Here is a 13,732-nt window from a genome sequence, read left to right on the forward strand (position 1 = left end):
AAATACGGGAACGATGCCCTTAAGGCGCTACGCCTTAGAATTTCACATCCAGATCGTAATGTTGCTTCAGCAATGCACTGATCTCTACACGCGAAGGCTGATGATTCTGAGGACCTTGGGATGCAATTTTAATCCCACCCATCACGTTACCCAAGCAACAAGAATCGTAAAGACTCCAACCTTTTGCTAAGCCGTAAAGCAAACCGCCGCGATGCGCATCACCACATCCTGTAGGATCAGCCAAATCGCTCACAACGATAGGAGCAATGGCTATTTCCTGCCCGTCAGTATACAGGCTAGCACCTTCGGCACCACGCGTAATGATTACTGCTTGTAACCCCTTGGCGATGTCAGCAATAGAGCGCTGCGTACGTTGCTCAATAACTTCAGCTTCGTAGTCATTTGCGGTCAGAATACTGGACATGCTGATCATGCGCTGCAGGTCTGCACCATCAAACAAAGGCATTGCTTGGCCCAAGTCAAAAATAAATGGTGTGCCTTGACGATGCAAACGCTCTGCATTGGCAAACATACCTTCTTTGGAATCTGGTGCCACAATAGCCCAGCCAGCCTCTTGGCCAGACAAGTCGTTTTCGCTAGAGTACTGCATCGCACCGGGGTGGAAGGCTGCAATCTGGTTGCCATCCAAATCGGTAGTGATATGACACTGTGCCGAGAACGTCTCTGGGCGCATTTGAATCATGCTGGTATCAATACCCAAATTATTCAGATATTGCAGGTAGTCTTGGGCATCTATACCAATAGTGCCCACTGGTACTGCCTGAGCGCCCAGCAAGTTCAGGTTATAGGAAATATTCCCTGCACAACCGCCGTATTCTTTACGCATGCTAGGAACCAGGAAAGACACACTCAGTGATTTCACACTATCAGGCAGAATGTGATCTTTAAAGTGCCCTTCAAATACCGTGATGGTATCAAAAGCCAACGACCCACATACCAGAATTCGCTCAGACATAAGCCTACCTAAAATATTTATCGATTTTATAACCATTGATGCGTGTTGCTGATTGCACCGGCAACACAAACTCAATTTCCGACTGCGCAGCAAAAGGCTGTTCTAGCTGTTGAGCAGTCAGATACTGTTTGGGTAATACTTCCACGCGCGCCACCACAGCTGCCGCCACATCAGTAAACGTCACCACCAAACTTGGCCATTCTTGGGCTTGATCATCAGCATTACGTAGGCGTACACGTAGCTGATATTGCTTCACACTGTTGCCCGAACCGGCCTGCTGCACCTGCAGCGCCGACGAAACTACTTTGATATCAGCAATATTGCGTACGTACGGTACGGTGCACCCTAATTTTTCGCACAATGCTTCCAATACAGGACGCGTCATCGGTACGGCACTGGCAATCTGCAAACGAAATACATACAAGGCTTGCACCGCCAATACACCCAAGAGTATCAGAGCCACAAGCACCCAGAACAGCCTGGCTAGCCTAAAGCTACGTGGTAAGTCGTGGGGCTCATCATAACGGTGATAGGGGCGCTCTTCGTCGCGTGCGCGGCCACTGGCAATAAACACCGGCGACTCGTCGTCTTGCTCTGCCCCTATGCGCCATGCCGGCTCACGGGTAGCTGCTGCTGCACTATTTCGTGGGGACACAAAGAACCTATTTTCATCCTCATGATGATCGTCAGGGTCTTCATAAATAGGTTGATGAGGCTCGTCATCCGCAGGAGGTTCGTAGCGAGCAGAAATCCACTCTACGCTGTCTACGATTGGTTCTGCTTCTTGCGCTTCTGAACTTTCTTGAGCATCCTGATCGTCGTAATCATCCTGATCATCGACGTAGTCTGTCTCATCATACTCAACCGTCTCTTCCTCTACAGGAACAGACGGCTGTGGTGCTTCTACTATAGGCGTGTTGCTAACGGAAACTGGAGTAGGCTCAGGCTGCCACTGTTGTAAGCCATCGGCTTGCGTCACGGAGCGTGGCGTTTGTGGTTGTGGCCCTTCAGGAACTACCTGTTCAAAACCGTCGAAGATGGCTGCGCACTGAGGACAACGTATATACCCTTTACGGCGTTGCAACTGCTCAACGTTTACCGTAAAACGCGTCTGACAATGCGGACAAAGCGTAACCAGTTCCATAGCCATCACTACCTAATCAAGCGGGTCGGCGACCTGCCAAACATACCCAGCCTTCGCGCTCTTGCCATACTTCCATGGGAATCCACTGCCCATAGGTTTTAATCAAGTCTTCGGCTTGCCAATCCAAAATACCGGACAATGCCAAGTAGCCGCCCGGACGTACACGCCCGCACAGCATGGAAGCCATCACTTTCAGCGGGCCAGACAAAATATTGGCCACTACTACATCATACTGCCCATCTTCTAGTGCATCAGGCAGGCTTGCATTCACCGTTACCTGATTCACTTCCGCATTGTAGATAGTGGAGCTAACAGCTTGCTCGTCTATATCCACCGCGTCTACGGAGCTTGCACCCAGTTTTTTAGCAGCAATAGCCAAAATACCTGAACCGCAACCGTAATCCAGTACGCGCTGATCTACTAGGTTTGCGTCAGACAACCAATGCAAACACAGGTGTGTGGTGGGATGGCTACCCGTACCAAAAGCCAGACCTGGATCCAACTCTATACGCACACCGCTTTCATCGCCTTGATCTGGCATAACCAAGTCAGGATCATCACGGTGCCAGCTGGGCACAATCAATACTTTCTCGCCCACACGGATGGGGCCGAACTGCGCCTGAGTAATACGTACCCAATCGCTATCAGGAACGTCACGTACCGACCATGCATTAGCTGGTACAGAGATATCCACATGTTCTTGAAGCTGAGCCACCATATCTTCGGGCTCTACGTCTTCTGGCAATAGCGCTACCACGCGGTTACGTTGCCATGCCAATACCTCAGGCTCTAGGCCTGGTTCACCAAACAAGGGCTTTTCTTGATCGGTGTGCTCATCAGCATCTTCAACCGACACTGAAAGCACGCCCAGCTCCAGCAAGGCATCGGACAAGCTCTCAGCCTGTTGCTCGCTGCAATGCAGTATCAGTTCTCGCATAATTTATTCCACCAAAAGAAAACAGGGGTACTAAACCCCTGTTCTTATTTTACCGTTTGCCTTATGGGCGTTGGGCAAGTTTTTGCTCTAAATAGTGGATGCTGGCCCCGCCTTCACGGAACGCACCATCTTGCATCAGCTCGCGATGCAGTGGAATATTGGTTTTGATACCTTCCACCACCATTTCAGACAGCGCGATAGACATACGCGCAATAGCCTGTTCACGTGTTGCACCGTAGGTAATCAGCTTCGCAATCATGGAGTCATAATTAGGCGGAACTGTGTAACCAGAGTACACGTGTGAATCCATACGCACGCCTGGGCCACCTGGTGTGTGCCAGTTGGTGATTTTCCCTGGGCTAGGAATGAACTTGAATGGATCTTCAGCGTTGATACGGCACTCGATAGAGTGGCCTTCAAACACGATATCGCGTTGACGCAGAGTGAATTTCTCGCCTGCAGCAATCTTGATTTGTTCTTGAATCAAGTCTAGGCCTGTGATCATTTCTGTCACAGTGTGTTCAACCTGAATACGGGTGTTCATCTCGATAAAGTAGAACTCACCGTTTTCGTACAAGAACTCAAATGTACCTGCACCGCGATAGCCCAGTTTCTTACATGCCTCTACACAGCGATCGCCAATGCGTTCGATGAGTTTGCGTGCAATACCTGGAGCAGGTGCTTCTTCAATCACTTTCTGGTGACGACGCTGCATGGAGCAATCACGCTCGCCCAGCCAAACCGCATTACGGCCGCCGTCAGCCATCACTTGAATTTCAATGTGACGTGGGTTCTCGAGGTATTTTTCCATGTATACCTCGGGATTGTTAAATGCTGCTGCAGCTTCAGTACGCGTTGTCGCGACAGCTGTCAGCAATGAGCCTTCGGTGAAGACCACGCGCATACCGCGGCCACCGCCACCACCAGAGGCTTTAACAATCACGGGATACCCAATATCACGAGCGATACGGATAATTTCTTGAGGGTCATCCGGCAATGCGCCAGCAGAGCCCGGTACTACCGGCACACCTGCTTCGATCATGGTTTTCTTGGCAGTCACCTTATCGCCCATCAGGCGAATGGTTTCAGGACGTGGACCGATGAAGACAAACCCGGATTTTTCCACACGCTCGGCAAAGTCGGCATTTTCAGCCAAGAAACCGTAGCCAGGGTGAATGGCTTCAGCATCGGTAACTTCGGCAGCGGAAATGATGGCGGGCATGCTCAAGTAGCTATCGCGAGCCTGCGCTGGACCAATACACACGGACTCGTCAGCCAATCGTACATACTTGGCTTCACGGTCAACATCCGAGTGCACCACCACCGTTTTGATGCCCATTTCACGACATGCGCGCTGGATACGTAGGGCGATTTCGCCCCGGTTGGCAATGAGGATCTTGTCAAACATGGACTTAGCCGATCACGAACAAAGGTTGACCAAATTCAACGGGCTCGCCGTTTTCAATCAGAATTTCTTTAATCACACCGCTCTTGTCTGCTTCGATTTCGTTCAGCAGTTTCATGGCTTCGATGATACACAGGGCATCACCCTCTTTCACGGACTGACCTACTTCTACAAACGGTGCTGCACCTGGGTTAGGAGCACGGTAGAAAGTACCAACCATAGGAGCAGGCACAACGTGGCCAGCAGGTGCTGCAGGCGCAGCTTCTGCGACAGGCGCGGCAGCAACGGGAGCCGCTGGTGCAGCAGCAGGAGCAACAGCTTGAGGTGCTGCGTACACTACTTGTTGGGCAGCAGCAGACGCTTTAACGATGCGTACTTTGCCATCACCTTCAGTTACTTCCAGCTCAGAAATATCGGATTCTGCTACCAGGTCAATCAGGGTTTTGAGTTTTCTAAGATCCATGCGTGCTTCCTGCTACACCGCCTCAGGCCAAAGCTGATACGATGCGGAAAAAATTGGTCAAATCGGACATATCCATTAGCGAAACTTATTGTGCCAAAGCAAAGCGCAATGCAGCTTCATAGCCATATGCACCCAGCCCCACAATAACACCTTTAGCCATCGCAGACAGATACGAGTGATGGCGAAAAGTTTCCCGCTGATATACGTTTGAAAGATGAACCTCCACGAAAGGAATGGATACTGCAGCCAGAGCATCACGAATCGCCACACTGGTGTGAGTGTAGGCACCAGCATTAATGATGATGTAATCGATGCGTTCACCAGCAGCCGCTTGAATGCGGTCTACCAGAGCACCTTCGTGATTGCTCTGAAAAACATGGCATTGAGCCCCCATACCAGTAGCCACATCCAGCAGATGTGTATTGATATCAGCCAGGGTTTGTCGCCCGTAAATATCGGGTTCACGCATACCGAGCAGATTCAGATTGGGCCCATGCAGAACCAGAATGTTTTGCGCCATGCTTTATCTTTTCGTGGAGACAGTTCGACTTTTTACGCCAAAATGCGCTAAATGTCTATAAATACCGCATCATAGCATCCACACAATTCTACGCCTACCCGGCGAGACTTGCCAATTCTAGTGCTAAGGATGCCTTACTAATTTGTCCTAATACGCGATGCTGCTCGCTACCTTCAGCATCAAACAGCATCGTGTACGGCAAACCACCTTGTCGGTTACCCAAATCGCGCATGATTTGTATGCCACGATGACCTGCCACCAAAATGTCATAACTGACTGGAGTTTTCAGCAGAAACTTGTTCACATTTGCAGTGGTATCGACGGCAACTCCCAGAAAACGCACATCTGGAAACTCTTTGCTCAACGCATCAAGGTCTGGCATCTCTTTCACGCAGGGTGGACACCATGTCGCCCAGAAGTTCACCAATAGCGGTTTACCCAAATAATCTGTCATGCCACGACTTTCGCCATCCAGCGAGGTAAACGACTGCTGGTAGAAACCGCTTGCTGTCACATCAGTGGCCCACACTGATGATAGTGCTGACCCATATAGCCCGGCTGCCGCACAGGCTTTCATAAAATTGCGTCTATCCATGTTTCTACTCAATTTGAACTGCCTAAATACTACTGTACACACTCTACCCAAGCCAATACATAACTGACTACAATGAACGCCGGAGGTTTCCCATGCACGTACATATTTTAGGCATTTGCGGCACATTCATGGGCGGTTTAGCCCTGATCGCTCGTTCTGCTGGCATGACCGTTACTGGTTGTGATGCAGGCGTTTATCCCCCCATGAGTACCCAACTGGAAGAGCAAGGCATAGAACTGATTGAAGGTTTTGATGCTAGCCAGACACAACTCAACCCTGATCTATATATAGTTGGTAACGTAGTGTCACGCGGTAACCCGCTGATGGAGGCCATCCTCAACCAAGGATTACCTTATGTCTCTGGCCCTCAATGGCTAGGTGAACACATACTGCGCAACCAACATGTACTCGCGGTAGCTGGCACACATGGTAAGACCACTACCAGTTCTATGTTGGCGTGGATTCTAGAGCACGCAGGTTTGCAACCTAACTTCTTGATTGGAGGCGTCGCCCCCGATCTGGGCCTATCAGCACGCTATCAACCTGAACAACGCTATTTCGTGATTGAAGCCGACGAATACGACACGGCCTTCTTCGATAAGCGTTCTAAGTTCGTGCATTACCGTCCACGCACAGCCATTTTGAATAATCTGGAATACGATCATGCCGACATTTTCCCTGATTTGTCTGCCATCGAAACCCAATTTCATCATTTGGTACGTACCATCCCAGCAGAAGGCCTAATCATTGCACCGGCACAAGACACTAATATAGATCATGTGTTGCAACGTGGTTGCTGGACACCCGTTACTCGCTTTGGTGACGGTGGTGAATGGCATGCCGAAGTAGATGGCGATGATTTGCTGATCTACCATCAGCAAGAGTTATGTGGTCGTATCCAATGGGAGCTTACTGGCTCCTACAACGTACTCAACGCGCTAGCAGCGATTGCCGCGGCACAAAGCGCAGGCGTTTCTGCAGAAGCCGCATGTGAAGCACTGTCTAACTTTAAAGGCGTAAAGCGTCGTATGGAGTTGCGTGGTGAAGTAAACCGTATCAAGGTATACGACGACTTTGCTCACCATCCTACCGCTATTGCTCTAACGTTAGAAGGTGTACGCGCCAAAGTAGGCAATGCCCGCATTCTGGCAGTGCTTGAGCCGCGTTCTAACACCATGAAGCTAGGCGCTATGGCAGCCAGACTCCCTACTGCGTTACAAGAAGCTGATCTTAGTTTCTGCTACGGCGAGTCTCAAGGTAAACACATGCTGGGTTGGGATGCTGCCTCGGTACTGTCCCCACTGGGTGATAAGGCCTCGGTATGGCATGATTTAGATACCATGATCCAGGCCATCGTCCGTCAGGCGCAGCCCGGTGATCATATTGTGGTCATGAGTAATGGCGGTTTTGGTGGCATACACCAAAAACTACTAAACGCGTTGTCCACTACAGCCTAACGTACACATCATGATTCTTTATTTGCATGGGTTCCGCTCTTCCCCCTCTTCGTTCAAGGCGCAGCGCTTGGCGGAGCGACTACGAGCATTAGAGCTAGAAGATTCATGGGTATGCCCGCAATTACCGGCTAGCCCAGCGGAAACCATTGCTCTGTGTCACCAGCTCATTGCACAGCACCACGCCACCACACCAGACCAGCCTCTGGTTGTGGTGGGTTCATCACTTGGCGGGTATTACGCCGCACATTTAGCTGAACACTATCGCGCTCCGGCTGTATTATTGAACCCAGTAGTACATGCAGCGCGCGACCTACGAAAACACGTAGGTTCACACACCTTATTTCATAGCGACGAACCGTTTCATTTTCTAGAGCAATACGTCGCTGAACTCGAAGCATTAGCCGAACAACCACCTAAAGATCCGCAGCGCTACTATCTATTAGCCTGCACGGGCGACGAGGTTCTAGATTGGCAAGAAATGGCTGACCATTACGCTGGTAGCCAAGGCAAAATCATACAAGGTAGTGATCACGGCATTTCTGATTTCGCAGAGTACGAGGACGACATTCTCGCCTTTATTCTCGAGAAACTCCGCACTACTACCCACCCCTAGTTTTCCAAGTTACACCCCGATTTATGTACGTCCTTTTTGAAGACAGCGGTAAGTTCAAAGCTGAAAAAATCTTTTCCGACGCAGACAGCACCCTGCAAGTAGAGTCTGCTAGCGGAAAACGCAGCAAAATCAAAAAAAACACCGTCTTTTTTGAGTTTGAACAGCCCGAACCCAGCACACTGCTCGAGCAGGCAGAAACACTGTCTCAAACCTTGGATATCAAATTTTTGTGGGAATGCGCTCCCCAAGAAGAGTTTCAAGCTACCGAGTTTGCCGCTGACTACTTCGGCCACGAGCCGAACGCCATAGAAAAAACCGCACTGATTCTGGCGCTACATAGTGCACCTGCTTATTTTCACCGCAAAGGTCGCGGCCTTTACCGCCCCGCGCCACCCGAGATTCTGAATGCTGCATTGGCAGCCATCGAACGCAAACGCCTACAAGAAATTCAACAAAAAGCATGGACTGATGCCATGCTCAATGGCGAGTTGCCACCGGAAATTGCTGCGGTAGCAGGGTCCTTGCTGATCAGCCCTGATAAAAACACCCAAGAGTGGAAAGCCTTTGATGCTGCCGTTACGCAATCTGGCCTTAGCGCAGAAAAACTGCTGCTGAAACTGGATGCATGGCCTAGTGCCTTAGCATTGCACCGTTATCGTTTCTTTTCCCAACACTTCCCGCGCGGTATAGAATTGCCCCCCGTCACGCTGGGTGATTTCTTGGAAGGCCTGCCACTTACGGATGCCAAAGCCTATTCCGTGGATGATGCAGGTACCATCGAAATTGATGACGCATTATCGGTCACCAAATTGGATGATGACCGTGTACGCATAGGCGTGCACATCGCCACCCCCGGTTTGGCTATTTTGCGTGATAACGAATTCGACCAAATGGCACGCAAGCGCATGTCTACGGTGTACATGCCCGGGCAAAAAATCCCCATGCTGCCACACGAGTTCGTTGAGCGCTTCTCTTTGCAAGCAGGTGCAGAACGCCCCACACTGTCGCTGTATGTAGAAGGTAGCCTGAGCACAGGTGAAATTTTCCATAGCGAAACCAAGCTAGAAAAAATTGTTGTACAAGAAAACCTGGTACAAAGCGACCTAGACCCACACGTCACACTGGAAGCGCTAGAAAACCCAGACGTAGACCTGCCGTATGGCGACTGGCTGCGCCCCTTGTGGCAATTTTCCCGCAAGCTATCGGCCAAACGTGACGAAGTACGCGGCAAACCCGAAAACAATAATCGCGTGGAATACACCTTCGACCTGCAAGGCCCGCCTGATGACCCCGATAGCCCTATTAATTTGATTCCTCGCGTGCGTAATGCCCCATTAGGGTTATTAACGGCGGAATACATGATCATGGCAAATAGCTTGTGGGGTGGTTTGTTGGTGCAACTTGGCTTACCGGGTATTTATCGTTCCCAACAAGCCATGCGCACTCGCATGTCTACCCACGCCGCGCCACACGAAAGCATTGGTGTACCCCAATATATTTGGTCTACATCGCCACTGCGTCGCTACGTAGACTTGGTCAACCAATGGCAAATTCTGGCTGCCGCTCAACACGGCGTATCCGCGCGCTTGGTTGCTCCGTTTAAACCCAAAGACGCTGATCTGTACGCCATCATTGGGGCGTTTGACTCCCAATACACCGCATGGGGTGACTTCCAGCACACTATTGAACGCTACTGGGTGTTGCGCTGGTTACAGCAGCAAGACATTCATCAGGTAGAAGCCACCTTCATCAAAGAAGACTTGGTACGCTTCAACAACTGCCCATTCACCACCCGAGTTGGCGGTTTGGGAACACTGGAGCGTGGCCAGCAATTGCGCCTGGAGATTTGTCAGATTGATGAGCTGCAGCTAGACGTTTCCTGCCGTCTATTGGATGTGCTGGATCCGCCGGCCGCCGCCTAACCTCATGGACCGCCTGCCCACCCCTACTGCGGCACAACCCTACCGAGATTTTTTATGGTGGGCGGTTCTGGCTTCTGTACTTATACATGTAGGTTTGCTGTGGTGGTGGCAGCGCACGCCTGCCTCTACACCGCCAATGCCTTCAGAGCTGGATGTCACTTTGGTGAACTTCAGTACCGAGTCCGCCCCGCTACAAGCAAAGCTACTCGCACAGTGGCAGGCCGATGGTGGTGGCTCAAGCGAGCTGGATGTGAGCGCTTCTGCTCCTGCAGAATCCCAAGCCATGCCCACTCCAGATCAGTTAGTCTTACAAGCTTTCAAACGCCGCCAACAGCAGCTAGAACAAGAGCAATTACAACTGCTCAGCGCCCTAGAGGCTGAATGGGAGGTCGCCCAAGCGCGTTACGCGCAGGACTACACCGGTGATGGCGTACGCTTTGACACCGCAGATCAAGACCCTCAGCTACAAGCCCTAGCTCAACAACTGCAACGTTTGCGTGATGAGGTAGAACTCTACAACCGCAAACCGCGCTATCAATATGACGCCCCTTCTGCTCGCCAATCCGCGCAAGCCGAATACTTAGAAGACTGGCGCCACAAAATTGAAACGCTGGGCGCCGAACACTACCCCGACGAAGCACGTGGTCGTTTATCTGGCTCAGTGCAACTGACGGTATTCATACGTAAGGATGGTAGCGTAGAGCGCATCGCCATCAATAAACCTGACCCTAATCCTCTCTTTACGTTAGCGGCACAACGCATCGTGCGCTTGGCTGCACCATTCCCGCCGTTTCCTCCTGAGCTCAGCGACGAGACCGACGGACTGGCTATCACACGTACTTGGCATTTTTCTCAGCATCAACTGACCACACAACCATGACCAACACTGCTCGCTATGCGGTTATAGGCAACCCTATTGCCCACAGCCGTTCACCTTTTATCCATCACGCATTTGCCGAACAATGTGGCATTTCTTTGGTGTATGAGCGCCTGCTAGCACCGTTGGATGGTTTTAACGCCACCATAGAGCAGTTCTTTGCCGAAGGCGGCAAGGGCTTAAACGTTACGGTGCCCTTTAAAGAAGAGGCATTTGCGCAGTGCCAATCTAGGCTTTCTTTACGCGCTCGTATCGCTGGTGCCGTCAACACGTTGTGGATGGAAGATGATGGCCTACACGGCTGTAACACCGATGGTTTGGGCTTGCTTAACGACATTATCCGCTTAGGCTTTGACCCCAAAGGCAAACGTGTACTGATGATTGGCGCAGGCGGCGCTGCGCGCGGTTGCCTATTGCCATTATTAGAAGCTGGTTGTCATACCTTGCAGGTAGTCAATCGCACCGCTAGCCGTGCACACAGCTTGGTAGACGAGTTTCTACAACACTGCCCTGACTACAACAATCACATACTTGCGGGCGGTTTAGACAGTGCTACAGGCGAGTGGGATATCGTGATTAATGCCACCTCGGCAAGTCTTGGAGCCCAGCGTATTGCTCTGCCCACCTTGAGTTTTAGCGCGCACTCCTTAGCGTATGACATGATGTACGGCGCTGAACCTACACTGTTCATGCAAGAAGCTGCACAACAAGGCGCATCACAGCAAGCGGACGGTTTAGGCATGTTAGTAGGCCAAGCAGCCGTTAGCTTTGAAATCTGGCATGGTATGCTACCGCGTACCGAAAACGTACTGGATCAATTGCGCCAAGCGCTCTAAGCCTTCTTTTGTCATGCTAGACGACACCGCCCCTCTGCCTAAGCGCAGACTGAACAAGTTCAAGGTAGTCAGCCTTATTGTGCTGCTACCTATAGCGTTGTTGTTGCTCTATCAGGTGTATTTATTCCTGATGGTGTGTTGGTATAGCGTGCAAAACCCTACGGCTAGCGCCGTCATGCGTCAAACCATAGAAGAACTGCGCGACCATGATCCCGCCGCAACTATTACCCATAAATGGGTAGATTACGCAGACATCAGCAACAACTTGAAGCGTGCCGTGATTGCATCGGAAGACTCCAACTTCCTCAATCACGAAGGCATTGAGTGGGAAGCCATACGTCGTGCCTTAGCCTACAACCGTTCACAAGCGGAAAAAGGCTCTGCTTTGCGCAGAGGCGGTTCTACTATTACGCAGCAAGTCGCCAAAAACCTGTTTTTGTCTAACTCCCGTAGTTATTGGCGTAAAGGCCAAGAGCTAGTGCTGAGCTACATGATTGAAACCGTCATGAGCAAAGAGCGTATTTTGGAAATCTACCTTAATATCGCGCAATGGGGGACAAGCACTTTTGGTGCTGAAGCCGCAGCCAGACACTACTTCCGGGTGGGTGCAAATCAGCTTACCCCTAGACAAGCCGCCAACTTGGCTGCCATGCTGCCTAACCCTGTGTATTACGACACCCATCGTAATACCCGCTACTTAAATAGTCGCACCAACACCATCCAGCAACGTATGCGTTTGGTGCAGATTCCTTAAGCAGCCACGCAGCAATTTTGTTAAGCTTTATCCTTTAGCATTTTGACCTTTAGTAAGTCCCTGCAATGCGCACTGCTCGCCGCTATTTGGCCTCTGAAATCTACCGATCCTGTGCTGTAGTGCTTCTCGCCCTACTGGGACTATTTACCTTTTTTGCTCTGATAGACGAGTTAGACAAAGTGAATAAAAATTTCACCTTGTTGAACCTGTTTTATCTGGAAAGCCTGCAACTTCCTACCCGCCTGTACGAACTGCTGCCCATAGGGTTGCTGATCGGTGCCGTATTAGCATTAGCCAGTTTGGCACAACGTAACGAGCTAGTCATTTTGCGCGTGTCGGGTGTAAGTGGCTTAGGCATGCTAGGCATGCTGTGGGTAATCACTATACCGTTGATGGTGGGTGCGTTCCTGCTGTCCGAGTACATCACCCCCACCGTACAGATTAAAGCCAGCGAAGCCCAACTGCAGTTACTGGGACGATCCGGTGGTGGTCGCTTAAGCAGCGGCTATTGGTTTAAGGAAAATATCGAGGACGGCGGCTCACGCATCATCAACATTCAGCGTATTCAAGCCAGCGGCAAAGTGGACAACATCACTGTGCTGGAAATGCTGCCTGAACAAACCTTAGACACCTTAACCCAAGCCCCTACTGGCCAATTCCACAGTGACGGCCTGCGCTTGGATAAAGCTACTGTCATTACTATAGATCCAGCAGCTTCACAGGCATTACACGGCGAACAAGCCCCTGAAAAACCGTTAAGCACACTGGCTAACGAATCCACACTAGAAATTCGCACGTCGTTAACCGCTGACCGGTTAATTGCCCGTATTCTGACGCCTGAAATGATGTCAGCCAGCGATCTGATGGACTACATCAGCTACTTACAAGCCAATGAGTTACAAACTGACCGACAAATGGTGGCGTTGTGGCGCAAGATCGCCTACCCCTTCACGTTGTTGGTGATGATTACCATTGCCGCCCCCATCAGTTTCATGCAAACCCGTCGTGGTGGTGTAGGCACTAAAGTGTTTGCTGGTATCTTGATTGGTGTAGGCTTTTTCATGGCTAATCAAATGGCACTGAACATTGGTACGCTCAGTAAATGGGCGCCGTGGATTACGGCCTTAGGCCCCAACATCATCGCGCTAGGCAGTGCACTGATAGCCTTGCTGTTAATGGAAAACCGTAACCGTTTCACACGTCGCCGCACTATGCTGGCATCGACTGACTGAT

The 13,732-nt window shown here is 50.8% G+C and carries 14 protein-coding genes; 7 read left to right on the plus strand and 7 right to left on the minus strand.

From position 1 onward, the window contains the following. Positions 1-34: 34 nt before the first annotated feature. The 7 genes from ACLO87_RS12070 to ACLO87_RS12100 form a co-directional block, all read right to left on the minus strand. Entirely contained in the window at positions 35-976 is a 942-nt protein-coding gene (locus tag ACLO87_RS12070) for a carbohydrate kinase family protein (protein WP_135864285.1), read from the minus strand. 4 nt (positions 977-980) lie between these two features. Beyond that, complete coding sequence (locus ACLO87_RS12075; protein ID WP_430223838.1) at positions 981-2,120, minus strand: zinc-ribbon and DUF3426 domain-containing protein; 1,140 nt, start codon at positions 2,118-2,120, stop codon at positions 981-983. A gap of 16 nt (positions 2,121-2,136) precedes the next feature. Continuing rightward, positions 2,137-3,057: a 50S ribosomal protein L11 methyltransferase gene (prmA, locus tag ACLO87_RS12080; RefSeq protein WP_135864289.1), complete on the minus strand. Its 921-nt coding sequence runs from the start codon at positions 3,055-3,057 to the stop codon at positions 2,137-2,139. 61 nt (positions 3,058-3,118) lie between these two features. Next, positions 3,119-4,465, minus strand: a complete 1,347-nt coding sequence (gene accC / locus ACLO87_RS12085; protein WP_135864292.1) for an acetyl-CoA carboxylase biotin carboxylase subunit — start codon at positions 4,463-4,465, stop codon at positions 3,119-3,121. Between the two features lie 4 nt (positions 4,466-4,469). Next, on the minus strand, positions 4,470-4,925 hold the full coding sequence (gene accB, locus ACLO87_RS12090; protein ID WP_135864294.1) for an acetyl-CoA carboxylase biotin carboxyl carrier protein: 456 nt from the start codon (positions 4,923-4,925) through the stop codon (positions 4,470-4,472). Between the two features lie 85 nt (positions 4,926-5,010). After that, a complete protein-coding gene (aroQ, locus tag ACLO87_RS12095) occupies positions 5,011-5,445 on the minus strand; it encodes a type II 3-dehydroquinate dehydratase (protein WP_135864296.1) in 435 nt (144 codons plus the stop codon). 94 nt (positions 5,446-5,539) lie between these two features. Next, positions 5,540-6,040, minus strand: coding sequence for a TlpA family protein disulfide reductase (locus tag ACLO87_RS12100; RefSeq protein WP_135864298.1), 501 nt, complete (start codon positions 6,038-6,040; stop codon positions 5,540-5,542). Between the two features lie 92 nt (positions 6,041-6,132). On the opposite strand from ACLO87_RS12100, the gene mpl reads away from it, so the two are divergent. From mpl to lptG, 7 genes are all read left to right on the plus strand, one after another. After that, on the plus strand, positions 6,133-7,497 hold the full coding sequence (gene mpl, locus ACLO87_RS12105) for a UDP-N-acetylmuramate:L-alanyl-gamma-D-glutamyl-meso-diaminopimelate ligase (protein WP_135864300.1): 1,365 nt from the start codon (positions 6,133-6,135) through the stop codon (positions 7,495-7,497). Between the two features lie 10 nt (positions 7,498-7,507). After that, positions 7,508-8,110, plus strand: a complete 603-nt coding sequence (locus tag ACLO87_RS12110) for a YqiA/YcfP family alpha/beta fold hydrolase (protein ID WP_430223839.1) — start codon at positions 7,508-7,510, stop codon at positions 8,108-8,110. Positions 8,111-8,133: 23 nt separating this feature from the next. Continuing rightward, the gene (locus tag ACLO87_RS12115) at positions 8,134-10,032 is read left to right on the plus strand and encodes a ribonuclease catalytic domain-containing protein (protein WP_135864303.1); all 1,899 of its coding nucleotides are present in this window, start codon (positions 8,134-8,136) and stop codon (positions 10,030-10,032) included. A gap of 4 nt (positions 10,033-10,036) precedes the next feature. Further along, complete coding sequence (locus ACLO87_RS12120; protein WP_430223840.1) at positions 10,037-10,912, plus strand: TonB family protein; 876 nt, start codon at positions 10,037-10,039, stop codon at positions 10,910-10,912. Beyond that, positions 10,909-11,745 carry a shikimate dehydrogenase gene (aroE, locus tag ACLO87_RS12125; RefSeq protein WP_430223841.1) on the plus strand — a complete coding sequence of 279 codons (837 nt, stop codon included), beginning with the start codon at positions 10,909-10,911 and terminating at the stop codon, positions 11,743-11,745. The genes ACLO87_RS12120 and aroE overlap by 4 nt, the downstream gene beginning before the upstream one ends. 34 nt (positions 11,746-11,779) lie before the next feature. Next, on the plus strand, positions 11,780-12,499 hold the full coding sequence (mtgA, locus tag ACLO87_RS12130) for a monofunctional biosynthetic peptidoglycan transglycosylase (protein WP_430224066.1): 720 nt from the start codon (positions 11,780-11,782) through the stop codon (positions 12,497-12,499). A 65-nt stretch (positions 12,500-12,564) separates the two neighbouring features. Next, positions 12,565-13,731: an LPS export ABC transporter permease LptG gene (lptG, locus tag ACLO87_RS12135; RefSeq protein WP_135866671.1), complete on the plus strand. Its 1,167-nt coding sequence runs from the start codon at positions 12,565-12,567 to the stop codon at positions 13,729-13,731. Position 13,732 lies beyond the last annotated feature (1 nt).

The organism is Paenalcaligenes sp. Me52, from assembly GCF_050487965.1.
GTDB lineage: Bacteria > Pseudomonadota > Gammaproteobacteria > Burkholderiales > Burkholderiaceae_B > Paenalcaligenes.